The sequence below is a fragment of the Streptomyces sp. NPDC025651 genome, assembly GCF_055558735.1.
Genome location: NZ_JBVHLZ010000017.1, coordinates 36,330 through 59,501, shown reverse-complemented (window position 1 = coordinate 59,501; position 23,172 = coordinate 36,330). Strand labels below are relative to the sequence as shown.

Sequence of the window (23,172 nt, the reverse complement as noted above, 5' to 3'; positions counted from 1 at the left end):
ACGTGACGTCGGCAGGCACCACCCGGGAGGTCCCCATGCCCGAACTGCGTGTCGTGGCCGTCAGCAACGACGGCACACGGCTGGTGCTGAAGGCTGCGGACAGCACGGAGTACACGCTTCCGATCGACGAACGGCTGCGTGCGGCCGTCCGCGGCGACCGGCCCCGACTCGGACAGATCGAGATCGAGGTGGAGAGCCACCTCCGCCCACGCGACATCCAGGCACGGATACGTGCCGGTGCCAGCGCGGAAGAAGTGGCCCAGCTCGCCGGCATCCCCGTCGATCGCGTCCGCCGCTTCGAAGGACCCGTGCTCGCCGAGCGCGCCTTCATGGCGGAGCGGGCCAGGAAGACCCCCGTGCGCCGTCCCGGCGAGAACACCGGACCCCAGCTCGGCGAGGCCGTCCAGGAGCGCCTGCTGCTGCGCGGCGCCGACAAGGACACCGTCCAGTGGGACTCCTGGCGCCGTGACGACGGCACCTGGGAAGTCCTGCTCGTCTACCGCGTCGCAACCGAGCCGCACTCCGCGAGCTGGACGTACGACCCGCCCCGGCGGCTCGTCCAGGCCGTGGACGACGAGGCGCGTTCGCTGATCGGCGAGACGGACGACATCGCCGCGCCCGAACCCAGCTTCCCGTTCGTGCCGCGCATCGCCCGGCTGCCCCGTGACCGCCCGCTGGACCGGCCGCTCGACCGCGCCCTGGACCGTCAGCTGGACCGCCCGAGCATCCCCGCGCCGCCCGCCGACGCTCCGGAGGAGGGCACCGGCGCCGCCGCCGCGGTCGCCGAACAGGAGCGCGACTCGCTGACCAGCCTCCTGGAGGCGGTGCCCAGCTTCCGCGGCGACATGGTCGTGCCCGAGCGCCCCTCGGCCGCCCCGACCACCGAGCTGCCGCAGCCCGTGGTCGAGGAGCCCGAGCAGGAGCCGGAGGCCGAGGAGCCCCCGGCGGCATCGGCAGGCGCCGGCGCGGCCTACGCGGACGTGCTCATGCCGCGCTCGGTGGCCAGCCACCGCGACCGCCTCGTCGGCTCCACGGACCGCCAAGCCGAGGCCGACGGCGTGCGCCCCGGGCGCCGCGCCGCGGTGCCCAGCTGGGACGAGATCGTCTTCGGCACGCGCCGCAAGAAGCAGGAGTGACCGGATAACCGGTCGTACGTGAACGGGCCCCGCACCTCCTGGGTGCGGGGCCCGTTCACGTACTGCCGCGGGGGGGCTACCGCCCCCTTCACGTGCTGCCGCGGGGGCTACTGCGGGTCGGGGCCCGTGGCCACCGGTCGCGACGGATCCGCCGACCACTCCGACCACGAGCCGACGTACAGCGCGGCCGGGATCCCCGCCACCGCCAGGGCGAGCACCTCATGGGCGCCCGAGACGCCCGACCCGCAGTACACGCCGACCTCCGAAGTGCTCGACGTGCCCAGCGCCTTGAAGCGGTCAGCCAGCTCGGCCGCGGGCTTGAAGCGGCCGTCCGCCGCGACGTTCTCCGTGGTCGGCGCCGAGACCGCGCCCGGGATGTGCCCGGCCACGCTGTCGATCGGCTCGACCTCGCCGCGGTAGCGCTCGGCGGCGCGGGCGTCCAGGAGCAGGCCGGAGCGGGCCAGGGCCGCCGCGGAGTCCGCGTCCAGGAGGTCCGTGCTGTTCGGGGTCGGCTCGAAGGAGCCCTCGGCCGGCGCCGTGCCCGCGCCCCGCTCCAGCGGCCCCGCCCACAGGGCGATGCCGCCGTCGAGGACGCGTACGGAGGTGTGCCCCGTCCAGCGCAGCATCCACCACAGGCGAGCCGCCGCCCAGTTCTGGCCACCGTCGTACACGACGACGTCCCGGTCCCCCGAGACCCCCGCCGCCCGCATCACGGCACCGAAACGGTCGAGATCGGGCAGCGGATGCCGACCGCCCGCGCCCGCGGGACCTGCCAGGTCGGCGTCCAGATCGACGAAGACAGCCGACGGAATGTGCCCTTCCTCGTACGCGGAGCGCATCGAGCCCTGGTGCTCCCAGCGGACGTCGAGCACTACCGGCGGGTTCGCGCCCGCCAGGTCGCTCGCGAGATCGGATGCGGAGATGATGGCATTCATGGAGCCCATCCTTGCGTACGGGGTGGCCGCGTCGCCAAGGTCCGGCTAGCCTGCTCCGCCGGACGACGCCCGAACACAGGGTGTACGGAATCGTGCACGCCCCGTACGTCAGACGGACACCGCCCCGCAATGGCGCGTTCACGGGTGAGAAGCCGGAAATCGGGCATCTTCCGCGGGAAGCCGGACAGTGCGGCGCGGCCGGGACGCGCGGCACCACAGGTGGTGCGAGCATCTGCACGGGCGCGCGTTCGCGCGGCGAGGGTACGCGCGTGCGAAGCGGAAGCTGAGCGGCCGGCACACAGGCCGAGGAGAGGGTGACGATGACCGAGGCGCGGGCGGATGGGGTCTCCCCTGGACGGAGCTCGTCGGAGTCCTTGGGCGAGGGTCTGCGAGACGGCAGGCACACGCCGGGCACGCCCTGCTGGGTGAGCCTGATGGCACATGACCTGACCGCGACGCAGGAGTTCTACGGCGCGCTCTTCGGCTGGGAGTTCCGGCCGGGACCCGAGCAGCTCGGCCCCTATGTGCGGGCGCTGCTGGAGGGCCACGAGGTGGCGGGCATCGGGCAGCTGCCGCCCGACCGGCACCTGCCCATCGCGTGGACGCCCTATCTGGCGACGGACGACGCGGACGCGACGGCCGAGGCGGTGCGGCACTGCGGCGGCACGGTCGGCGTCGGCCCGATCGACGCGGGCCAGGCGGGGCGGATGGCCATCGCGTCGGACCCGGCGGGCGCCGTGTTCGGCATCTGGCAGGCCGCGGCCCACCTGGGCGCCGCGGTGGTCGGCAGGCCCGGAACGCCGACCTGGAACGAGCTGGTGACGCGGGAGACCGCGAGCGTCGTCAAGTTCTACCAAGCCGTGTTCGGCTACACCGAAGAGGCCGTCGTCTCGGCCGACTTCGACTATCTGACGCTGCACGTCGACGGCCGCCCCGTGGCGTCCGTGCACGGCGTGGGCCAGGCGCTGCCGCGCGACAGGGGCGCGCACTGGATGACGTACTTCGAAGTCGCCGACGTGGACGAGATGGTGGACCGGGTCGTCGATCTCGGCGGCCATGTCGTCAAGCCGGCCAGGGCCGGGACGCACGGCAGGCTGGCGACGGTCGCCGACCCCGAGGGCGCGGTCTTCACCGTCGTACGCTCACACGCCGACGCCTGAGTCAGCGGCGGGCGGCCGCCGTGTCGACCGGCAGGACGTCGGGCGACAGGGCGCCCGCCCGCGCACGCGCCGCCGTCGCCCTGCGCCGGTGATGGCGGCGGCACAGCACCTCGTAACCCACCTCGTCCGGCGACTGGTTGACGTCGCCGACGACGACCTGGGCGCCCTCGACGACCATCTCGCCCCCTATGGTGCGGGCGTTGTGCGTGGCGCGGGCCCCGCACCAGCACAGGGCCTCGACCTGGAGCACCTCGACGCGGTCGGCGAGCTCGACCAGGCGCTGCGAGCCGGGGAAGAGCTTGGAGCGGAAGTCCGTGGTGATGCCGAAGGCGAAGACGTCGAGGCCGAGGTCGTCGACGACCCGGGCGAGCTGGTCGATCTGGTCCGGGGCCAGGAACTGCGCCTCGTCCGCGATGACGTAGTCCGCGCGGCCGCCCTGGGAGAGGTGGTCGACGAGGTGGGCGTAGAAGTCGAAGTCGTCCGCGGCCTCGATCGCGTCGGTGACCAGGCCGAGCCGCGAGGAGAGCTTGCCCTCGCCCGCGCGGTCGTCCCGCGTGAAGATCATCCCCTGGAGTCCGCGGGCCGAGCGGTTGTGCTCGATCTGCAGAGCCAGCGTGCTCTTTCCGCAGTCCATCGTTCCGGAGAAGAACACCAGCTCGGGCATGGGGAGTTGAGGACCTTTCGAGGCGTACGGGACGGGTGGGGCTCGGCCGGAAGACCGTCGTGACGACGGTCGAGGGCTCGGTCGAGGGCTCGGTCAGGAGCGTACTTCGAGGAGGGGGACGAGCTGTTCGACGGGGGTCATGGAGCCGTGCATGCCGACCAGGGCGGACTCCTTGGGCTCGCGCTCCGTGGCGATGATCGCCACGTCGTCGTGGGCCGCCGCGACGACGTCGCCGATGCGCTCGTACACACGTTGATCAATGTGTGGACCGAACCAGCCCGCGGCTATGGCCTCGTCACGGCCCGCAACCCAGAACTGCTCGCCGAGCACCTCGCGCCACACCGTCAGGACGTCGTTCGCGGCGCCCGGCACCGCGTAGACGTGGCGGGCACGGCCCTCGCCGCCGAGGAGGGCGACGCCGGCGCGCAGCTCCCAGTCCTCGTCGAAGTCGATGCGGGCGGTGTCGTCGAAGGGGATGTCGAGCATGCCGTGGTCGGCGGTGACGTACAGGGCGCTGCGCGGGGGCAGCTGCTCGGCGAGGCGCTGGACGAGCCGGTCGACGTACATGAGCTGGCCGCGCCAGGCGTCGGAGTCGACACCGAAACGGTGACCCTTGCCGTCCACTTCCGCGTAGTACGTATAGACCAACGAACGGTCCCCCGCGGCCAGTTGCTCGGCGGCGAGGTCCATGCGGTCCTCTCCGGAGAGCCTGCCCCGGAAGGAACCGCCGCTGAGGGCGATCTTGGTGAGCGGGGTGTGCTCGAAGGTCGGCGACGACACCTGCGCGGTGTGCACGCCCGCGGCGTGCGCCTGCTGGAAGACCGTGGGGTACGGCTGCCAGGCGTGCGGGTCGGTCCACGGGTTCCAGCGGAGCTGGTTCATCAGCTCGTCGGTGGCCGGATTGCGGACGGTGTAGCCGGGCAGGCCGTGCGTGCCGGGCGGCAGGCCGGTGCCGACCGAGGCGAGGGAGGTCGCGGTGGTCGCGGGGAAGCCCGCGGTGATGGGCCTGCCGGTGCCGCCCCGCGAACTGTGCAGCAGCGAGGTCAGGAAGGGCGCCTCGCCCGGGTGGGCCTTGAGCTGCTCCCAGCCCAGGCCGTCGATCAGGAACACGCAGTTGCGGTCGGCGGGGGCGAGTTCGGGGATGCCCGGCGTCTCGTAGCCGGGCACGCCCTGGTGGGAGACGAGTGTGGGGAGCAGGTCGGCGAGCGATCCCGCGCCGTACTCGGGCACGGGTGCGGTGTCGAGGGCGAGCGGTTGCACGTCGTCCCAGGAAGGCAGGGCCATATCAGCGAGCGGTGTCCGCGGTCGCCTCGGACAGCGCCTGGGCGAAGGCGAGGGTCTGCCGCACGGCGTCGGGGCCGTCGCCCGCCTCGCTGACGCGCAGGCTCAGGTCGTCGGCGGTCGAGCTGCCGGTGTAGCCGTGGTCGGCCTCGCAGTTGGGGTCGCCGCAGGCCGCGGGCTCCAGGTCGATGCGGGAGACGGCTCCCCAGCCGATGGTCAGGACGACCTCGCGGGGCAGCGTCCCGGGAACGTACTTCTCGGGGTTGGCGACGACGCGGCTGACCACGACCGAGGAGATGCGGCCGATCTCGACCGACTCGGTGGAGGTCGTCGCGTACGGCGTCGGGGAGGTGCTGTCCGCCGCCTGCTCGTCGGTGTGGCTGACGATGAAGCGCGTGCCGGTCAGGACGAGGACCGTGACGTGCCGGCGCACTTCGTTCGCGTCGAAGGTGGTCTCCTGGTGGACCAGGTACGACCCGATGGCCTCGCCGCCGATCGCGGCCTCCACCGCCTCGGCCACGAGGGCCGGGTAGTAGCCGCTGCGCTCGATCGCCGCGCGCAGCCCCTGGGTCGTCGTACCGGTCTTTGCCATGCCGTCCATCCTACGGCCCGGTGCGGGGCGCACGGTGCCCTGTGGCCGCCTCGGCCCCTGTCAGTACCCGGGAAGCGTGCGCGGGCCGAGGTCGTCGCGGGCCGGCGGGGGCGCGAGCCGCAGGGAGGCGCCGAGCACGGACAGGCCCCGCTGGGCGACGACCACCGGCTCCAGGGAGACCGCGACCACCTCGGGGTGGTCGTCCACGAGCCGGGAGACCCGCTGGAGCAGCTCTTCGAGCGCGGGGGTGTCCACGGGGGCCGAGCCGCGCCAGCCGAACAGGAGCGGTGCGGTCCGGATGGATCTGACCAGGGAGGACGCCTCGCGGTCCGTGACCGGGATGAGGCGGTGCGCGGTGTCGCCGAGCAGCTCGGACGCGGCGCCGGCGAGCCCGAAGGAGAGCACCGCTCCGGCCGCGGGGTCGATGACCGCGCGCACGACGGTGTCGACGCCGCGGGGCACCATGCCCTGCACGACGGGACGCAGCTCGGCGGGGCTGCCGAAGACGTCCGTCAACTCCTGGTAGGCCCGGCGCAGTTGGTCCTCGTCGGCGAGGTCGAGGCGCACCCCGCCGAGGTCGGCCCGGTGCCGCAGGTGCGGGGCGGTGGTCTTCAGGGCCACGGGGTAGCCGAGCGTGCGGGCGGCTTCCACCGCCGCGTCGGGATCGGGCGCGGGCAGGGCCTGTCGTACGTGGATGCCGTACCGCCCGAGGAGCTCGTGGGCGTCGTCCGGGGCGAGGGTGGCGCCGCGCGGGTCCCCGTCGTCCTTGGCGAGCAGCTCCGTGATGCGCTCCGCGGCGCCGTTCTCGTCGATGTCGTCGTACTCGTGCACTCTCCCCGGCTCGGCGGCCTCGCGCCGCCACTGGGCGTACTTGACGGCCTCGGCGAGGGCCCGGACGGCGCGCTCGGCGGCGGGGTAGGCGGGGATGCGGTACTGCTCGGCAGGGGGCGCGGCCGTCTCTGCCGTGGGCGCCGCCGTCTCGTCCGCAGCCGTGGTGGGCGGGCGTTCCGCGCGGCGGAGCGAGACAGTGGCGTCAGGCCGTGTGCTGGCGGCCGCCGACAAGGCCTCGGCGAGGCCGCCGAGCTCGACATGGACCACGGCGACGGGCTTCGCGGGGCATCCCGCGGCCGCCAGGCGCAGCTCCGTGGCCAGCGTCTCCGGATCCGCGGTGGTCCCGTCCTCGCCCACCCAGGGGATCGCGTTGACGATCACCGCGTCGCACGACTCGTCCGACAGCGCCTCGGCGAGCGCGACCCGGAAGTCGGCCGGGGTCGCCCCGGTCGTCAGGTCGCGCGGCGGCAGCGGGCGCAGCCCGTCGGCCACGCACGCGTCGTACGTGAGGAGACCGAGGGACTCGGAGTTGCCGAGGATGCCGACGCGGGGCCCGGACGGCAGCGGCTGCCCCGCGAGCAGCAGTCCCGCGTCGACCATCTCGGTGACGGTGTCGACGCGGATGACTCCCGCCTGGCGCAGCAGCGCGGACACCGTGGCGTGCGGGAGGCGGGTCGCCTGTACCGCGTGCCCGGTGGGCGCGATGCCGCTGTGCCGGGCGCCCTGCACCACGACGAGCGGCTTGGCGGTCGCCGAACGCCTGGCGAGGCGGGTGAACTTGCGTGGGTTGCCGATGGTCTCCAGGTACATCAGCGTGACGTCGGTGTCCGGGTCCTCGTACCAGTACTGGAGTACGTCGTTGCCGGACACGTCCGCGCGGTTGCCCGAGCCGACGAACGTGGAAAGCCCCGCGCCCCTGCGGTGCAGGCCGGACAGGAGCGCGATGCCGATCGCGCCGGACTGGGTGAACAGACCGATGCGCCCGCGCGCGGGCGACTGCGGCGCGAGCGAGGCGTTGAGCCGTGTCTGCGGAGAGGTGTTGATGACGCCGAAGGCGTTCGGGCCGATCAGGCGCATGCCGTACGACCGTGCCTGGCGGACCAGTTCGCGCTGCCGCTCGCGCCCCTCGGCGCCGCTCTCCGCGTACCCGGCGGAGAGCACGACGAGGCCTTGCACGCCCCGCTCGCCGCACTCGGCGACGACCTGCGGCACCCGGTCGGCGGGCACGGCGACCACGGCGAGGTCGACAGGCTCGTCGATGGCCGCGACGGAGCGGTGCGCGGGCACTCCGTCGATCTCGGCCCCCTCGTCGAACGCGCCGTTGACCGCGTACAGGCTTCCGGTGAAGCCGGAGTCCCGGAGGTTGCGCAGCACGCTGCGGCCCACGCCGCCGGCGATCCGGCCGACGCCGATCACGGCCACCGACCCGGGGGTGAGCAGCCGCTGCACCGACCTGGCCTCGGCTCGGTGTTCGCGGGCGCGCTGCACGGCGAGCGAGCGGTCGGTCGGCTCCAGGTCGAACTCCAGGCGGACGACGCCGTCCTCGAAGCTGCGCTTCTGCTGATAGCCGGCGTCCGTGAAGACCTTGATCATCTTGGTGTTGGCGGGCAGCACCTCGGCCGCGAAACGGCGGATGCCGCGCTCCCTGGCGACGGCCGCGATGTGTTCGAGGAGCGTGGAGGCCACTCCCCTGCCCTGGTGGGCGTCCTGCACGAGGAAGGCGACCTCCGCCTCGTCGGCGGGCGCACTCGCCGCCATGCCGCGTTCGTCGATGCGGTCGTAGCGCACGGTGGCGATGAACTCGCCGCCCACGGTGGCCGCGAGCCCCACCCGGTCCACCTGGTCGTGGTGGGTGAAACGGTGCACGTCCTTGGCGGACAGACGCGGATAGGGCGCAAAGAAGCGGTAGTACTTCGACTCGTCCGAGACCTGCTCGTAGAAGCTCACGAGGCGGTCCGCGTCCTCGGCCGTGATGGGCCTGATCCGGGCGGTCCCCCCGTCGCGCAGCACCACGTCGGCTTCCCAGTGGGAGGGGTAGTCGTGCCGATCCTGCTGATCCGACGGGAGCTGCATGGGGCCCAGGGTACGGGTCGCGCGGCCGCCGGGCCCGGGGCAGGCTAGGACAGGTCGAAAGGCGACCGGGAGCGGGACGTACGTCCGGCAGAGCACCCGCGACGGCATGAGACACTGGTCTAGACAAGTGTGAGACACCTGGAAGGGCAGCAACACATGGCTGAGCGCCGCGTCAACGTCGGCTGGGCCGAGGGCCTTCACGCCCGACCCGCCTCCATCTTCGTCCGTGCGGCCACGGCCGCCGGCGTCCCCGTGACGATCGCCAAGGCCGACGGCAACCCGGTCAACGCGGCCTCGATGCTCGCGGTGCTCGGCCTGGGTGCCCAGGGCGGCGAGGAGATCGTGCTCGCCTCCGACGCCGAGGGTGCGGACGCCGCCCTCGACCGTCTGGCGAAGCTGGTCGCCGAGGGGCTCGAGGAGCTTCCGGAGACGGTCTAGGACACGTTCCTTCTGGGACACGTTCTTCAGCAATACGTCGATGGGGTCACCCGGAATTCCGGGTGACCCCATCGACGTATGTGCGCAAAGAGAAATGCGCGCGCACCAAAGAGACGCGCACCGAAAAGGCGCGCTCCGCAGAAGCGCGTACGGAATTACCTCTCTTTGTATACGGCGCCTCCGTTAATTCCGGAGGCCCGCCGTGTTTACGGGGTGTTGCGAATCCCTCACACGCGCCAGGCCGTCCGGCCGCGCATACGCCTGCGCCCGTGCCTGCACCTGCGTATGGCGCCACCGGTGCGCGGCCGTCGTCCGCTCGGTGTGCGCGGCGGTGAGCGCCCTGGCCCGGTCCGCGTCCCCGCGGGCCACCGCGTCGACGATCGCGGCGTACTCGGACCACGACTCGGCCGGCGCCGTCGGCTGCCGCACGGCGTACAGCCAGGCGATCTTGTGCCGGAGCTGGGTGAGCAGCGCGCTGAGCCCGGGGCTGCCGGACGCCTGGGCGAGCGTGTCGTGGAACCAGCCGCCCAGTGCGCGCAGGTCCTCGCCGTGGCCGCTCCTGCAGCGCTCCCGGCCCAGCCTGACGAGGCCGCGCAGGACCTTGAGGTGCGCGTCGGTGCGGCGCTGCGCGGCGCGGGCCGCGGCGAGCGGTTCGAGCAGCGCCCGTATCTCCAGGAGGTCGGCGGCCTCCTGCTCCGTGGGCTCGGCGACGCACGCGCCCGCGTGCCTGCGCGTGACGACGAACCCCTCGGCTTCCAGGGTGCGCAGGGCCTCGCGCACGGGGACGCGGGAGACGCCGTAGCGGCGCGCGAGGAGCTCCTCGGTGAGCCGGCTGCCCCTTTCATGGACGCCGGAGACAATGTCGTCCCGGATGGCCGTGCATACCGAGTGCGCGGGAATGCGCATGACCGGACCTCCGCCTTAATCCCCGCGAAACGCGGTCGACCGACGCTCTTTCTCGCTTGTTCCGTGACTCTATTGCAGGGCGCCGGAATTTCCGACGGCGGGCCGGAATCCATGGATATCTTTTGGCCAAGGACGGCCGGTCGGGAACAGTGCTCGGGGACACGAAAGCCCCGGCTCTGGGGAGAGCCGGGGCTTTCGGAGGCGTACGGGAGCCGTACGGGAGTCGTCAGACGTTGACGCCGTGCGAGCGCAGGTACGAGACCGGGTCGATGTCCGAGCCGTAGTCCTCGCCGGTGCGGGCCTCGAAGTGGAGGTGGGGGCCACTGGAGTTGCCGGTGGAGCCCGAGAGGCCTATCTGCTGGCCCGGGGTGACCGTCTGGCCGACGGTGACGCTGAGGGACGACATGTGGCCGTACTGGGTGTACGTGCCGTCGTTCATCTTGATGACCACGTTGTTGCCGTAGGCACCGCCCCAGCCGGCCTCGACGACGGTGCCGGAGCCGACCGCGTGGACCGTGGTGCCGGACGCGGCGTGGAAGTCGACGCCGGTGTGGCTGCCGGAGGACCACATGGCGCCGCCGGTCTTGTAGCCCGTGGAGACGTACGAGCCGCTGATCGGCGCGACGTAGGTGTTCAGGCGCTTGCGCTCGGCCTCGCGGGCGGCGCGCTCCTTGGCCTCGCGCTCCTTCTTGGCCTTCGCCTTCGCCTCGGCCTCGGCCTTGCGCTTCTCCTCGGCCGCCTTCTTCTTGGCGGCCTCTTCGGCCTTCTTGGCGGCAGCGGCGTCGTCGGCGGCCTGCTGCTGCGCGGCGGCCTGCGCGTCGATGCTCGCGGCGAGCGAGTCGCCCACGGAGATCGCCTGAGTGAGGCCGGTGTGCTCGATGGCCGCGTCGTCGGCCGCGGCGAACGCCGGACCCGCGAGGCCTCCGATGACGCCGGTGGTGGTGAGCGCGGCGACGCCCGCGGCGTTCGCGGTCGTGCGCGTCAGGCGGCTCGGACGACGGTGCTTCCCGGTGGCACGGGTGAACGCCATGAAGCGGCTGATCCTTTCCTTCCCTCTCGCCTACCGGGTTAGCTGACGGGTTCGGAGCAGGAAGGTCTCCTACGGGTCCCTCGCCTCTCGGCAAGGTGCCCGATTCACCCCAGGGGACATGTGGGTCCCCGGCTCCCCTGGCTCGCGCCGTACGGGGACTCGGCGATGACTGTCCGGTGCCGCGGATGCGGCGTACTGCGTGACGGACAGCCGGACCGACGCTAAGCGGGACATCTGTCAATCGACAAACAGAACTCGGCTTTTGTAGCGCACGCCACACGCCAGACAGGCAACCTCCATATGAATTCGGACATATGGGGACCCCGGCGGCCGAAACGGTCGCCGGGGTCCCTATATGTCCTGACTGTCACTCAGCCCGTGACCACACTCACGTCGCCGATTCCGAGGGCCCTGACGGGCTCCTCGATCTGCGCGGCGTCCCCGACGAGGATCGTCACCAGGTGGTCCTCCGGGAAGGCGCTCACGACTGCCGCGGTGGCCTCCACGGTGCCGGTGGCGGCCAACTGCCGGTACAGCTGCGCCTGGAAGTCGTCCGGGAGGTTCTGCTCGACCTGATCGGCGAGGGTGGCCGCCACGGAGGCCGCCATCTCGTACTTGAGCGGGGCGACGCCCACCAGGTTCTGCACGGCCACGTCGCGCTCGGCGTCCGTGAGGCCCTCGGCGGCGAGGGTGCGCAGGACCTTCCAGAGGTCGTCGAGCGCGGGCCCCGTGGACGCGGTGTCGACCGAGCCGCTGATGGCGAGCATCGCGGCGCCCGTGCCCTCCGGAGTGGAGCGCAGGACCTGGCTGAACGCCCGTACGCCGTAGGTGTATCCCTTCTCCTCGCGCAGGACACGGTCCAGGCGCGAGGTGAGGGTGCCGCCCAGGCAGTACGTGCCGAGGACCTGGGCGGGCCAGACGCGGTCGTGCCGGTCCGCGCCGACGCGGCCGATCAGGAGCTGCGTCTGGACGGCGCCGGGGCGGTCCACGATGACGACGCGGCCGGTGTCGTCGGCGGTCACCGTCGGCACCGGGAGCGGCTCGGCCGTGCCGCCCGTCCAGGTGCCGACGGTGTCCGCGAGGACGGCGTCCAGGTCGGTGCCCGCCAGGTCGCCGACCACGACGAGGGTGGCCGTGGCGGGACGCACGTGCTTCTCGTAGAAGGCCCGCACCGCCGCCGAGTCGATGGCGGCGACCGTCTCCTCGGTGCCCTGGCGCGGGCGCGACATGCGCGAGGTGGCCGGGAACAGCTGCCTGGAGAGCTCCTTGGCCGCGCGGCGCGCCGGGTTGGCGGCCTCGTGCGGGATCTCGTCCAGGCGGTTGCGTACGAGACGCTCGATCTCGCTGTCCGCGAAGGCGGGGGCGCGCAGGGCGTCGGCGAGCAGGCCGAGCGCCTTCGGGAGGCGGGAGACCGGCACTTCGAGGGAGACGCGGACGCCGGGGTGGTCGGCGTGCGCGTCGAGCGTCGCGCCGCAGCGGTCGAGCTCGGCGGCGAACTCCTCGGCGGAGTGCTTGTCCGTGCCCTCGTTGAAGGCCCTCGCCATGATCGTGGCGACGCCGTCGAGGCCCTCGGGTTCGGCGTCCAGGGGCGCTTCGAGGTGGATCTCCACGGCGACGACCTGCTGGCCGGGGCGGTGGCAGCGCAGCACGGTGAGGCCGTTGGGGAGCGCGCCCCGCTCGGGCGCGGGGAAGGCCCACGGCTTGGCCGTGCCCGCCTGTGGCTGGGGATGGAACTGCATCGTCGCGGCCTCGGTCACTTCGCCGCCTCCTCTTCCTCGGCGTCACCGGTGTTCTCGTCGGCGGTCTCGTCGGCGGCGGACACGGGCTCGTACACGAGCACCGCGCGGTTGTCCGGGCGCAGCCGGGCCTTGGCGACCTCCTGGACCTCTTCCGCGGTGACGGCGAGGACGCGCTGGACGGCGGTGAGGGCGAGCTGCGGGTCACCGAACAGGACGGCGTACCGGCACAGTTCGTCGGCGCGGCCCGCGACCGTGCCGAGCCGGTCGAGCCACTCGCGCTCCAACTGTGCCTGGGCGCGCTCCATCTCCTCCGGAGTGGGGCCCTCCGCGGCGAAGCGGGCGAGTTCCTCGTCGACGGCGGCCTCGATGACGGGCACCTCGACGTCGCCGGAGGTCTTCACGTCCAGCCAGCCGAGCGAGGGCGCTCCGGCGAGGCGCAGCAGGCCGAACCCGGCGGCGACGGCGGTGCGGTCGCGGCGCACGAGCCGGTTGTAGAGCCGCGACGACTCGCCGCTGCCGAGGACGGTGAGGGCGAGGTCGGCCGCGTCGCACGCGCGCGTGCCGTCCTCCGGGAGGCGGTAGGCGGCCATCAGGGCGCGGGCCGGGACCTCCTCCTCGACGACCTCGCGCAGCTCCTGCCCGATGCGCTCGGGCAGGGAGCCGTCGCGCGGCGGCTGCTTGCCGTCGTGCGAGGGGATCGAGCCGAAGTACTTCTCGACCCAGGCGAGCGTCTGCTCCGGGTCGATGTCGCCGACCACGGAGAGGACGGCGTTGTTGGGCGCGTAGTACGTACGGAAGAAGTTGCGCGCGTCTTCCAGGGTGGCCGCGTCCAGGTCGGCCATGGAGCCGATCGGCGTGTGGTGGTAGGGGTGGCCCTCGGGGTACGAGAGGGCGGTCAGCTTCTCGAAGGCCGTGCCGTACGGGACGTTGTCGTAGCGCTGGCGGCGCTCGTTCTTGACGACGTCGCGCTGGTTTTCCATCGACTCCTCGTCGAGCGCGGAGAGCAGCGAGCCCATCCGGTCGGCCTCGAGCCACAGGGCCAGCTCCAACTGGTGGGCGGGCATGGTCTCGAAGTAGTTGGTGCGCTCGAAGCTCGTCGTGCCGTTGAGCGAACCGCCCGCTCCCTGGACCAGCTCGAAGTGGCCGTTGCCGTGCACCTGCTTCGAGCCCTGGAACATCAGGTGCTCGAAGAGGTGCGCGAGGCCGGTTCGCCCCTTGACCTCGTGGCGCGAGCCGACGTCGTACCAGAGGCAGACCGCGGCGACCGGGGTCAGGTGGTCCTCGGAGAGCACCACGCGCAGGCCGTTGGCCAGCCGGTGCTCGGTCGCTGTCAGGCCGCCGGAGCCGGCCTCGGCTGTGGCCGTGTGACCCATGGGCATGTACGTCCCTTCGATCGCTGAATCATCGCTGGATCATCGCTGGAATAAGAACACTGGATCAGAACAGTCGCTGTCAGTCCTGCCACTGTATGCAAGCGTGCTGACACCTGACGAAGTTCCCGGTCCGCCCTCGGCGTAGTCGCGGCCGACACCACCACGGCACGGGTCGTGGTCGGCGTTGTCAGTGGGACAGTCCACAATGGTCGGCGTCAGATCCCGCACTTGCTTGGTGAAGGAGCCGCAGCAGCGATGGCCCGCCGCAGCACGAAGACCCCGCCGCCCGACGATTCGTTCGAGGAGAAGATCCTCGACATCGACGTCGTCGACGAGATGCAGGGCTCCTTCCTCGAGTACGCGTATTCGGTCATCTACTCCCGCGCGCTGCCGGACGCCCGCGACGGCATGAAGCCCGTCCAGCGCCGCATCGTGTACCAGATGAACGAGATGGGCCTGCGCCCCGACCGCGGCTATGTGAAGTGTGCCCGCGTCGTCGGCGAGGTCATGGGTAAGTTGCACCCCCACGGCGACGCGTCGATCTACGACGCCCTGGTGCGCATGGCCCAGCCCTTCTCGATGCGCCTGCCGATGGTCGACGGCCACGGCAACTTCGGCTCCCTGGGCAACGACGACCCGCCGGCCGCCATGCGGTACACCGAGTGCCGCATGGCCGACGCCACCTCCCTGATGACGGAGTCGATCGACGAGGACACAGTCGACTTCACGCCGAACTACGACGGCCAGGAGATGGAACCCTCCGCCCTCCCGGCGGCCTACCCGAACCTCCTGGTCAACGGCTCGTCGGGCATCGCGGTCGGCATGGCGACGAACATGCCGCCGCACAACCTCAGCGAGGTCATCGCCGCCGCCCGGCACCTGATCAAGCACCCGGGGGCCGACCTCGAGACGCTGATGAAGTTCGTGCCGGGCCCCGACCTGCCCACGGGCGGCCGGATCGTCGGCCTGAACGGCATCAAGGACGCGTACGAAACGGGCCGCGGCACCTTCAAGACCCGCGCCACGGTCTCCGTGGAGAACGTGACGGCGCGCCGCAAGGGCCTCGTCGTCACCGAACTGCCCTTCACCGTCGGCCCCGAGAAGGTCATCTCCAAGATCAAGGACCTGGTCGGCTCGAAGAAGCTGCAGGGCATCGCCGACGTCAAGGACCTCACCGACCGCGCGCACGGCCTGCGCCTGGTCATCGAGATCAAGAACGGCTTCGTCCCCGAGGCCGTCCTGGAGCAGCTCTACAAACTGACGCCGATGGAGGAGTCCTTCGGCATCAACAACGTGGCGCTGGTGGACGGTCAGCCCCTCACGCTCGGCCTCAAGGAACTGCTGGAGGTCTACCTCGACCACCGGTTCGACGTGGTGCGCCGCCGCAGCGAGTTCCGCCGCGGCAAGAAGCGTGACCGTCTGCACCTGGTCGAGGGCCTGCTCGTCGCCCTCCTGGACATCGACGAAGTCATCCGCCTCATCCGGTCCAGCGAGAACTCCGCGCAGGCCAAGGAGCGCCTGATGGAGCGCTTCTCGCTGAGCGACATCCAGACGCAGTACATCCTGGACACCCCGCTGCGCCGACTGACCAAGTACGACCGCATCGAGCTGGAGTCGGAGCGCGACAAGCTCAACGGCGAGATCGACGAGCTGACCGGCATCCTGGATTCGGACGCGGAGCTTCGCAAGCTGGTCTCCTCCGAACTGGCCGCGGTGTCCAAGAAGTTCGGCACCGACCGGCGCACAGTGCTCCTGGAGTCCTCCGGCACCCCCGCCCCCGCGGTCTCGCTGCAGGTGGCCGACGACCCGTGCCGGGTGCTCCTGTCCTCGACGGGTCTCCTGGCGCGTACGGCGAACGGCGAACCCTTCGGCGAGGGCGACACCAAGCGCGTCAAGCACGACGTGATCGTCTCCGCGGTGCCGGCGACGGCGCGCGGCGAGGTGGGCGCGGTCACCTCCGAGGGACGGTTGTTGCGCCTCTCCGTAGTGGACCTCCCCCAGCTTCCGGAGACGGCGGGCTCACCCAACCTCTCCGGAGGGGCACCCGTCTCGGAGCTGCTCTCCCTGGAGAAGGACGAGAAGCTGATCTGCCTGATGACGCTCGACGAGTCCTCGCCGGGCCTCGCGCTCGGCACCGAGCAGGGCGTCGTCAAGCGCGTGGTCCCCGACTATCCGTCCAACAAGGACGAGTTGGAGGTCATCACGCTCAAGGACGGCGACCGGATCGTCGGCGCGGCCGAGCTGCGCACGGGCGAGGAGGACCTCGTCTTCATCACGGACGACGCCCAGCTCCTGCGCTACCAGGCCTCGCAGGTGCGCCCCCAGGGCCGCCCGGCGGGCGGCATGGCGGGCGTCAAGCTCACCGACGGCGCGAAGGTCATCTCCTTCACGGCGGTGGACCCGGCGGCGGACGGCGTCGTCTTCACGGTGGCGGGCTCGCGCGGCACGCTCGACGACTCGGTGCAGACGACGGCCAAGCTCACGCCGTTCGACCAGTACCCGCGCAAGGGGCGCGCCACGGGCGGTGTGCGTGTCCAGCGGTTCCTGAAGGGCGAGGACTGCCTGAGCTTCGCCTGGGCGGGCGCGACACCGCCGCGCGCGGCCCAGCGCAACGGCACGCCGGCCGAGCTGCCGGAGATCGACCCGCGCCGTGACGGGTCGGGCGTCTCCCTGGCCAAGCCGGTGGCGGCGGTGGCGGGCCCGGTGTAGCGACCCTCAGTCGACGGACTCGGGGTCGTCCGGTTCCTGGACGTACCGCAGTACGCCCCACATGCCGTGCTCATCGGCCTGTGGGGCGTCCTCGCGACAGGCCTCGAGCTCCTTCTCCAGGGCGGGTACGTCGACACCCGACCCGATGAGCACGAGCTGGGTCAGACGCGGCTCGGCCGGAGCCCACGGCTCCGGGTAGAAGCGCAGGAACCGCCCCACGGCATGCACCTCGTAGCGGTTGCGCGGGTCGGCGGCGCCGAAGTCGACGTACCCCTTGATGCGGTAGAGCCCTTCGGGCCTGCTGTCGAGCAGGGCCATCAAGGGCCGCGGCCCCATGGGCACTTCGGAGGTGAAGGAGAGGCTCTCGTAGGCGGAGTGCAGGTGGTCGTGGTGACCGCAGCGGCCGTCCGCGCAAGGCCCGTCGCCCTCCGCGTCGGCGGCATCGTCCCGCAGGTCGTCGAAAGAGAGCTGGCCGACCCGCTCCCCCACGGGCGCGCGGTCGAAGAACAGCTCCACGTCGACCCGCCCGTACGAGGACGCGACGACGGCGGCGCGCCCCGCGAGCCCGCGCACGACATCGAGGACGCGCTCGCGCTCCGCTTCGGGCACCCGGTCGGTCTTGTTGACCACGACGAGATCGGCGATGCCCAGATGCCGGTCCACCTCGGGGTGCCGCTCCCTGGTGGCGTCGAACTCGGCGGCGTCGACGACCTCGACGAGCCCTCCGTAGACGATGTGCGGGTTCTCGCTGGCGAGCAGCATCTTCACGAGTTCCTGCGGCTCGGCGAGCCCGCTCGCCTCGATGACGATGACGTCGATCCGCGCGGAGGGCCGGGCGAGGCGCTCCAGGTACTCGTCGAGTTCACTCGCGTCCACGGCACAGCACAGACACCCGTTGCCGAGCGAGACGGTCGAGTCGCCGAGCTGTCCCGCGACCGACATGGCGTCGATCTCGATCGACCCGAAGTCGTTGACGATCGCACCGATCCGGCTGCCGCCGCTGCGGTGCAGCAGATGGTTGAGCAGGGTCGTCTTGCCGGAGCCCAGGAATCCGGCGAGGACGACGACCGGGATCTGCTGCTTGTTCACGTGGACCTCTCGTGTCGACGCTCGTACGGACCCCGGCGGATCCCGTACGACGAATGAAGACGGCCCCAGGATATGTGCGCGTAGTCGAGCCGCGAAGTGAACGATTGTTAGCGGCGCTCGCGGGGCACACATTGGGCACGGCGCCGGGATGTGCGACCACTGCTTCCTTCCGTGCGCCTCCTCTCCGCCTCCCCGCCGATCAGAGCCGCTCGGCACCCTGGGAGACGGCAAGCGCACCGCCCACCGCTCGCCGGTCCGCTCCCTGTCGACCCGCATCCGACGACCGGCGGATGGTCGCCGATTCGGGGGTTGACATGGCCACACAGAACTGTTGGATACGGGGGGTGGGTCCTGCCGCCGCAGCGGGCCTGGCCTTGACCGTCGGCACCTTCGGTGCCCTCATCAACCAGCAACACCAGCTCAAGAAGTTGCGGCTGCGGCTCGAACGATGCGAGCAGACGGACCGGAGCGAACAGCAGCGGCACGTCGACCTCGCCAACCAGCAGCGGCTCCAGTGGGAACTGCTGAGCAAGGCGCTGGAAGATCCCGCGCTGGCCGCCGTGCTCGACACCTACGACGGCGCGGTTCCGCCCGCGAAACACCGCCAGTTCCTCTTCGCCAACGCCCTGTACACCAACGCCCTGCTCGCCTATCGCATCGGCAACGTCAACCGGGTGGAGCTCTTCGGTCATCTGCGAGGCACCCTGCAGAACCCCATTTTCCGCGAGTACTGGGAGGCGACCCGGGCCGCCAGGGCAAGCCTCGAAGAAGACTCCGTGGAGGCCCAGATCGGCCGCATGGTGGACGAGTTGGTCCACGACCTCGACGAGGCGGACACCGAGGAGTGGTGGGTCGTGGGCAGGCCGCCGGAATGAACGGCAAGGTCATCGCCGCCCTGACGGGGCAGCCACCCGGCCCGGCAGGCGGATCCCCTACGTCACAAGTGGATCTCGCTCTCCTGTGAATCTCACCTTTGTCGCCGTATCAGCGGAATAGCCCATCACATCGCCGTACTCTTCCGCCGACTCATCCGCTGCATCCACAGGACCGGGATCCCTTTGAAGATTGTGCGCCGCATTGGTGCGTCTCCTCGTCAACGAGGCAGCCTCACCGGCCAGAACTGCCCCGACATGTTCGAGCTCACCGACGGCAACTTCGCTGTCATCGGCACGGATCAGACCGAGGCGCTGGATCCGGAACTGCCGCCCGACGCCGGACGAGCCGACTACGAACGCATCGTCGTCATCAGCCGGGAAACGTTGATCCGGGCCAAGGCGGACATCCCTGACAAATAGTGACGCAGTGACCGTTCCGCGGTACGGGCGACGCCTGCGCCGCGGGGCGGCCTCCCGCGACGAACACGGTGGCCACGCCCATCGGGCATGGCCGGAGGAGGCGCCATCGTGACACCACCCAGCGGCAGGTCCCACGGCGCGGCGATATGGGGCGGTGCGGCTCTGGCCTCACTCGCCGCCATCTCCGCGACCCCCTTCGTCCTCCGCGGCCTCGCGCCGCACGGGATGGACTGGAACCACCTCAGCGACATCAGCCAGACGTACGGCGCGCTGTCCGCGCTCTTCTCGGCCGCCGCCCTGGTGGGCGTCGCCCTCTCCATCGCACACCAGGCGCGACAGACCCGCATCCAGCACGAGGAGGCCCATCGCTCCGCACACCGTGAGCTCACTCAGCTCACCTTGGGCGATCCGGACTACCTGGTGTGCTGGGAGCCGCCCAACACACCCGTCACACAACAGCGTTGGCGTCAGCTCCTCGTGAGCAACCTGATCGTCAGCATGTGGAGCAGCGACTTCAAGCTGAACCTGTACGACGAGGCCACGATTCGGGCCACGCTGGAGGACTACTTCCGCGGCGAGGTCGGCCGCGCCTACTGGGCGAACAGCGGGCCGTCGTGGCAGCGCCTCACCGAGTCGAGCCCCGATCGCCGGCTGCGCCGTTTCGTGCGTATCGCCGACGAGGCTTACGCCGCCGCCGTGGCCGCGGGGCCGCCCGTGCTGTCCGCCGCGTACTTCGTGCCGCCTCCCCCGCCCCCACCGTCCGCCCCGCACGGCTCCTCCTGAAGAGCGGCGGTCGCCGACGACAGGCGCCCCCACCCCTGATGGGCGGCACGCGCTCTCACACCTGACAGGCGGCACGCGCCCTCACCTCTGACAAGAGGGAGCATCAGAGCGCAGGTTGGCTCATTCTCGCCTGTCCTGGTTGGGTGAAAGTGGCGCAATCACGCCCCTGGCGAATGGGAACCTACCGCTCGTGACCACACCAGACATCACCCGCCGCATCGGCGCCTCCCCTCGTCAGCGCGGCAGCCTCGACGGCAACACGTGCCCCGACATCTTTGAGCTGAGCGACGGCTCCTTCGCCGTCATCGGCACCGACAGGACTGCGGCACTCGACAGCAAACTCCCGTCCGACGCGGGGCGTTCGAATGACGAACGGATCGTGGTCATCACCCGCGAGACACTAATTCGCGCCAAGATCGACATCCCTGATGTCTGACCTCTGAGCCACGCTCCGGCGCACGTCGCCGCACGGGCCGTCCGGAGCCACCTGTCCACAACCACCTGGGCCTGGCCACGTCAAGAGCGGCCAGGCCCCCTCACCGTTCAGACCTCCCGCGACGCCGGCCCCGGAGGAACCGGAACCGGCGGGGCCTCCCCCACATACCGCGCCGCCGGCCGAATGATCTTCGAATCGCGCGCCTGTTCAAGGATGTTGGCGCTCCAGCCCACCACCCGCGCGGACGCGAAGGTCGGCGTGAACATCTCGCGCGGGAGGCCGCAGAGTTCCATGACCACTCCGGCGTAGAACTCCACGTTCGTGTGCAGCTCCCGCCCCGGCTTCAGCTCCGCGAGGATCGCCTCGACGCGCCGCTCGACCTCGACCGCGAACTCCACCATCTCGCCGCCGAACTGCTCGGCGATGCCCCGCAGCATCCGCGAGCGCGGGTCCTCGGTGCGGTAGACGGGGTGCCCGAAGCCCATGATGCGGTCCCCCGCGAGAACGCGCTCGCGGATCCAGCCGTCGATACGCTCGGGTGTGCCGATCGCGTCAAGGGTGTCCAGGGCCCGGCTCGGCGCCCCACCGTGCAGAGGCCCCGACAGCGCACCGACGGCGCCCACCAGACAGGCCGCCACATCAGCGCCGGTCGAGGTGATGACCCGCGCGGTGAACGTTGACGCGTTGAACCCGTGATCAATGGTCGAGATCAAGTACTGCTCGATCGCCCGCGCACGCGCGGCGTCCGGCTCCGAACCAGTCAGCATGTACAGGTAGTTGGCGGCGTACGACAGGTCGTCGCGCGGCTCGACGGGGTCGAGACCCTGGCCGAGCCGGTACAGCGCGGTGAGCAGCGTCGGCACCACGGCGGACGCGGCCAGGGCGTCCGCGCGGCGCCGGTCGTCGTCGATGTCGTACACCGGACGGAAGCCCTTCGAGGCCCCGAGGAGCGACAGGGCCGTGCGCAGCCCGGAGAGCGGTCCCGACAGCACGCTGGCGCGGGCGATGGCGGGCAGCGCGTCACGCACCTCGTCGGGCAGGTGGCGCAGGAGCGCGGTCTGCGCGGCGAAGGCGGCGCTCTGCCCGGCGTCCGGCAGCTCGCCGTGGAACATCAGGTGCCAGACGTCCTCGAAGCCGCGGCTCTGCGCGAGCTCGACGGCCGAGTACTGGCGGTAGTGGTAGAAGCCCTCATATCCCCTGACGTCGCCGAGTTCGGTCTCGGTGACGACGACACCCGCGAGTCCTCGTGGGACCTCGACGGGCTCGGCGGGGGTGGCGGCGGAGCCATTGATCGGCATGTTCTTCCTCGACTTCCTCCCTGGACTTGATTTGACTGTCCATGCTTGACTGAAGCTCTGTCAATATTGATTCAATCAATATCAAGATGCAGGCATCGGGATGCGGATACGGTGACGCCCATGACGGATCAAGGAGCCGCGCACGACGGTCGGCGGCGGCTGAGCACCAAGGAAGCCGCCGAGTTGCTCGGCGTGAAGCCCGAGACCGTGTACGCGTACGTGAGTCGCGGCCAGCTGAGCAGCCGGCGCGGACCGGGGGCACGGGGCAGCACGTTCGACCCCAAGGAGGTCGAGGCGCTGGCCCGCAAGAACAGGCGCGAACCCGCGGCGCAGACCACGGCCAACGAACTCTCCGTACGCACCCGCATCACGCTCATCGACAAGGACCGCTACTACTTCCGCGGTGTCGACGCCGCGGAACTCGCCCTGGCGTACTCCTACGAAGAGGTCGCCGAGTGGCTGTGGACCGGCGTCCTGCGCCCCGGCATCGGCTTCACCGCCCCGAAGGAGACCGTCGCCGCGGCCCGTCGCGCCGTCGGCGCCCTGCCCGAGCACAGCGGACCGACCGACCGGCTGCGCGTCGCCGCCATCTCCGCCGCGGCGGCCGACCCGCTCCGCTTCGACCTCTCCGAAGAGGCCGTCATCGGCACCGCGCGCACGCTGATCCCCACGCTCGTCGCCGCGCTCCCGCCCGTCAGGCGCGACTACCGGGACGAAGGCCCGCTGGCCCGCCGCCTGTGGGCCCGGCTCACCGGCGCCAAACCCGACGAGGCCTCGCTGCACGCGCTGGACACGGCCCTCGCGCTGTTGGTCGACCACGACCTCGCCGCGTCGACGCTCGCCGTGCGGGTCGCCGCGTCGGCGCGCGCCCACCCCTACGCGGCGGTGTCCGCCGGCCTCGGCGTCCTGGAGGGCCCGCTGCACGGAGCGGCCAGCGGTCTCGCCCACCGCATGCTCCTCGACGTGCTCGACCGCGGCAGCGCCACCCCCGTAGTGGCCGACGAACTGCGCGCGGGCCGCCGTGTCCCCGGACTCGGCCACCGCCTCTACCCCGGTGAAGACCCGCGCGCACAGGCCCTGTTCGGCCTCCTGGAAGTGATGCCGAAGGCCGGCCCCGCCCTCGCCGCGGCCCGCGACGTGGTCGCCACCACCGCCCGCCACACGGACCTGCGGGCCAATGTCGACCTCGCCCTGGCCGTCCTCACCACCTCATCCGGAATGCCGGCGGAAGCGGGCGAGACCATCTTCGCGGTGGCCCGCACGGCGGGGTGGATCGCGCACGCCCTGGAGGAGTACGAGGAACGGCCGCTGCGCATGCGCCCCAGCGGCCAGTACGTCGGCGTGCGCCCGCCCCAGCCGCTGCCCTCTCCGGAGACCTCGCCCCGTGAGGCGTGAACGACCCGC

At 71.4% G+C, this 23,172-nt stretch carries 20 protein-coding genes and 1 riboswitch; of the genes, 9 read left to right on the top strand and 11 right to left on the bottom strand.

The window, feature by feature from the left end; all coding sequences use genetic code 11:
- Positions 1–35 precede the first annotated feature (35 nt).
- Entirely contained in the window at positions 36–1,136 is a 1,101-nt protein-coding gene (gene sepH, locus ACZ4D5_RS39505; RefSeq protein WP_467777325.1) for a septation protein SepH, read from the top strand.
- A 107-nt stretch (positions 1,137–1,243) separates the two neighbouring features.
- Here sepH and ACZ4D5_RS39500 read toward each other — a convergent pair whose 3' ends face one another.
- Complete coding sequence (locus tag ACZ4D5_RS39500) at positions 1,244–2,071, bottom strand: sulfurtransferase (RefSeq protein ID WP_467777324.1); 828 nt, start codon at positions 2,069–2,071, stop codon at positions 1,244–1,246.
- A gap of 434 nt (positions 2,072–2,505) precedes the next feature.
- Here ACZ4D5_RS39500 and ACZ4D5_RS39495 point away from each other — a divergent pair, with 434 nt between their 5' ends.
- Entirely contained in the window at positions 2,506–3,231 is a 726-nt protein-coding gene (locus tag ACZ4D5_RS39495; protein WP_467777323.1) for a VOC family protein, read from the top strand.
- Between the two features lies 1 nt (position 3,232).
- On the opposite strand, the gene ACZ4D5_RS39490 is transcribed toward ACZ4D5_RS39495, so the two are convergent.
- From ACZ4D5_RS39490 to ACZ4D5_RS39475, 4 genes are all read right to left on the bottom strand, one after another.
- The gene (locus ACZ4D5_RS39490) at positions 3,233–3,895 is read right to left on the bottom strand and encodes a thymidine kinase (RefSeq protein ID WP_467777322.1); all 663 of its coding nucleotides are present in this window, start codon (positions 3,893–3,895) and stop codon (positions 3,233–3,235) included.
- 93 nt (positions 3,896–3,988) lie between these two features.
- Entirely contained in the window at positions 3,989–5,179 is a 1,191-nt protein-coding gene (locus ACZ4D5_RS39485) for an alkaline phosphatase family protein (protein ID WP_467777321.1), read from the bottom strand.
- 1 nt (position 5,180) lies between these two features.
- Positions 5,181–5,768 (bottom strand): DUF5998 family protein, encoded by a 588-nt coding sequence (locus tag ACZ4D5_RS39480; RefSeq protein WP_055697117.1) that lies wholly within the window; start codon positions 5,766–5,768, stop codon positions 5,181–5,183.
- A 60-nt stretch (positions 5,769–5,828) separates the two neighbouring features.
- Positions 5,829–8,672 (bottom strand): bifunctional acetate--CoA ligase family protein/GNAT family N-acetyltransferase, encoded by a 2,844-nt coding sequence (locus tag ACZ4D5_RS39475; protein ID WP_467777320.1) that lies wholly within the window; start codon positions 8,670–8,672, stop codon positions 5,829–5,831.
- 156 nt (positions 8,673–8,828) lie between these two features.
- Between ACZ4D5_RS39475 and ACZ4D5_RS39470 the strand changes: the two genes are divergently transcribed.
- Positions 8,829–9,110, top strand: a complete 282-nt coding sequence (locus ACZ4D5_RS39470) for an HPr family phosphocarrier protein (RefSeq protein ID WP_030021209.1) — start codon at positions 8,829–8,831, stop codon at positions 9,108–9,110.
- Between the two features lie 183 nt (positions 9,111–9,293).
- Here ACZ4D5_RS39470 and ACZ4D5_RS39465 read toward each other — a convergent pair whose 3' ends face one another.
- The 4 genes from ACZ4D5_RS39465 to ACZ4D5_RS39450 all read right to left on the bottom strand — a co-directional run bounded on the left by ACZ4D5_RS39465 (position 9,294) and on the right by ACZ4D5_RS39450 (position 14,164).
- Complete coding sequence (locus ACZ4D5_RS39465; protein WP_467777319.1) at positions 9,294–10,016, bottom strand: GntR family transcriptional regulator; 723 nt, start codon at positions 10,014–10,016, stop codon at positions 9,294–9,296.
- 226 nt (positions 10,017–10,242) lie between these two features.
- Entirely contained in the window at positions 10,243–11,046 is an 804-nt protein-coding gene (locus ACZ4D5_RS39460; RefSeq protein WP_467777318.1) for a M23 family metallopeptidase, read from the bottom strand.
- Positions 11,047–11,058: 12 nt separating this feature from the next.
- A riboswitch (cyclic di-AMP (ydaO/yuaA leader) is annotated at positions 11,059–11,221 on the bottom strand.
- Between the two features lie 196 nt (positions 11,222–11,417).
- Complete coding sequence (locus ACZ4D5_RS39455; protein ID WP_467777317.1) at positions 11,418–12,803, bottom strand: M16 family metallopeptidase; 1,386 nt, start codon at positions 12,801–12,803, stop codon at positions 11,418–11,420.
- A complete protein-coding gene (locus ACZ4D5_RS39450) occupies positions 12,800–14,164 on the bottom strand; it encodes a M16 family metallopeptidase (RefSeq protein ID WP_467777316.1) in 1,365 nt (454 codons plus the stop codon). Before ACZ4D5_RS39450 ends, ACZ4D5_RS39455 begins: the two co-directional genes overlap by 4 nt.
- 249 nt (positions 14,165–14,413) lie before the next feature.
- On the opposite strand from ACZ4D5_RS39450, the gene ACZ4D5_RS39445 reads away from it, so the two are divergent.
- The gene (locus ACZ4D5_RS39445) at positions 14,414–16,867 is read left to right on the top strand and encodes a DNA gyrase/topoisomerase IV subunit A (protein WP_467777315.1); all 2,454 of its coding nucleotides are present in this window, start codon (positions 14,414–14,416) and stop codon (positions 16,865–16,867) included.
- A 6-nt stretch (positions 16,868–16,873) separates the two neighbouring features.
- On the opposite strand, the gene ACZ4D5_RS39440 is transcribed toward ACZ4D5_RS39445, so the two are convergent.
- Positions 16,874–17,956, bottom strand: coding sequence for a CobW family GTP-binding protein (locus ACZ4D5_RS39440; RefSeq protein WP_467777314.1), 1,083 nt, complete (start codon positions 17,954–17,956; stop codon positions 16,874–16,876).
- 374 nt (positions 17,957–18,330) lie between these two features.
- Here ACZ4D5_RS39440 and ACZ4D5_RS39435 point away from each other — a divergent pair, with 374 nt between their 5' ends.
- The 4 genes from ACZ4D5_RS39435 to ACZ4D5_RS39420 all read left to right on the top strand — a co-directional run bounded on the left by ACZ4D5_RS39435 (position 18,331) and on the right by ACZ4D5_RS39420 (position 20,470).
- The gene (locus ACZ4D5_RS39435) at positions 18,331–18,831 is read left to right on the top strand and encodes a DUF6082 family protein (RefSeq protein WP_467777313.1); all 501 of its coding nucleotides are present in this window, start codon (positions 18,331–18,333) and stop codon (positions 18,829–18,831) included.
- A gap of 183 nt (positions 18,832–19,014) precedes the next feature.
- Positions 19,015–19,251: a hypothetical protein gene (locus ACZ4D5_RS39430; RefSeq protein ID WP_467777312.1), complete on the top strand. Its 237-nt coding sequence runs from the start codon at positions 19,015–19,017 to the stop codon at positions 19,249–19,251.
- Positions 19,252–19,359: 108 nt separating this feature from the next.
- Positions 19,360–20,034: a DUF6082 family protein gene (locus ACZ4D5_RS39425; RefSeq protein WP_467777311.1), complete on the top strand. Its 675-nt coding sequence runs from the start codon at positions 19,360–19,362 to the stop codon at positions 20,032–20,034.
- A gap of 190 nt (positions 20,035–20,224) precedes the next feature.
- A complete protein-coding gene (locus ACZ4D5_RS39420) occupies positions 20,225–20,470 on the top strand; it encodes a hypothetical protein (RefSeq protein WP_467777310.1) in 246 nt (81 codons plus the stop codon).
- Positions 20,471–20,577: 107 nt separating this feature from the next.
- Here ACZ4D5_RS39420 and ACZ4D5_RS39415 read toward each other — a convergent pair whose 3' ends face one another.
- A complete protein-coding gene (locus tag ACZ4D5_RS39415; protein WP_467777309.1) occupies positions 20,578–21,768 on the bottom strand; it encodes a citrate synthase/methylcitrate synthase in 1,191 nt (396 codons plus the stop codon).
- A gap of 120 nt (positions 21,769–21,888) precedes the next feature.
- On the opposite strand from ACZ4D5_RS39415, the gene ACZ4D5_RS39410 reads away from it, so the two are divergent.
- The gene (locus ACZ4D5_RS39410) at positions 21,889–23,163 is read left to right on the top strand and encodes a citrate synthase family protein (RefSeq protein WP_467777308.1); all 1,275 of its coding nucleotides are present in this window, start codon (positions 21,889–21,891) and stop codon (positions 23,161–23,163) included.
- Positions 23,164–23,172: the final 9 nt, after the last annotated feature.

Coding starts and splice junctions, on each gene's coding strand:
- sepH (WP_467777325.1), top strand. CDS start 36: ATGCCCGAACTGCGTGTCGTGGCCGTCAGCAACGACGGCACACGGCTG.
- ACZ4D5_RS39500 (WP_467777324.1), bottom strand. CDS start 2,071: ATGAATGCCATCATCTCCGCATCCGATCTCGCGAGCGACCTGGCGGGC.
- ACZ4D5_RS39495 (WP_467777323.1), top strand. CDS start 2,506: ATGGCACATGACCTGACCGCGACGCAGGAGTTCTACGGCGCGCTCTTC.
- ACZ4D5_RS39490 (WP_467777322.1), bottom strand. CDS start 3,895: ATGCCCGAGCTGGTGTTCTTCTCCGGAACGATGGACTGCGGAAAGAGC.
- ACZ4D5_RS39485 (WP_467777321.1), bottom strand. CDS start 5,179: ATGGCCCTGCCTTCCTGGGACGACGTGCAACCGCTCGCCCTCGACACC.
- ACZ4D5_RS39480 (WP_055697117.1), bottom strand. CDS start 5,768: ATGGCAAAGACCGGTACGACGACCCAGGGGCTGCGCGCGGCGATCGAG.
- ACZ4D5_RS39475 (WP_467777320.1), bottom strand. CDS start 8,672: ATGCAGCTCCCGTCGGATCAGCAGGATCGGCACGACTACCCCTCCCAC.
- ACZ4D5_RS39470 (WP_030021209.1), top strand. CDS start 8,829: ATGGCTGAGCGCCGCGTCAACGTCGGCTGGGCCGAGGGCCTTCACGCC.
- ACZ4D5_RS39465 (WP_467777319.1), bottom strand. CDS start 10,016: ATGCGCATTCCCGCGCACTCGGTATGCACGGCCATCCGGGACGACATT.
- ACZ4D5_RS39460 (WP_467777318.1), bottom strand. CDS start 11,046: ATGGCGTTCACCCGTGCCACCGGGAAGCACCGTCGTCCGAGCCGCCTG.
- ACZ4D5_RS39450 (WP_467777316.1), bottom strand. CDS start 14,164: ATGCCCATGGGTCACACGGCCACAGCCGAGGCCGGCTCCGGCGGCCTG.
- ACZ4D5_RS39445 (WP_467777315.1), top strand. CDS start 14,414: ATGGCCCGCCGCAGCACGAAGACCCCGCCGCCCGACGATTCGTTCGAG.
- ACZ4D5_RS39415 (WP_467777309.1), bottom strand. CDS start 21,768: ATGCCGATCAATGGCTCCGCCGCCACCCCCGCCGAGCCCGTCGAGGTC.
- ACZ4D5_RS39410 (WP_467777308.1), top strand. CDS start 21,889: ATGACGGATCAAGGAGCCGCGCACGACGGTCGGCGGCGGCTGAGCACC.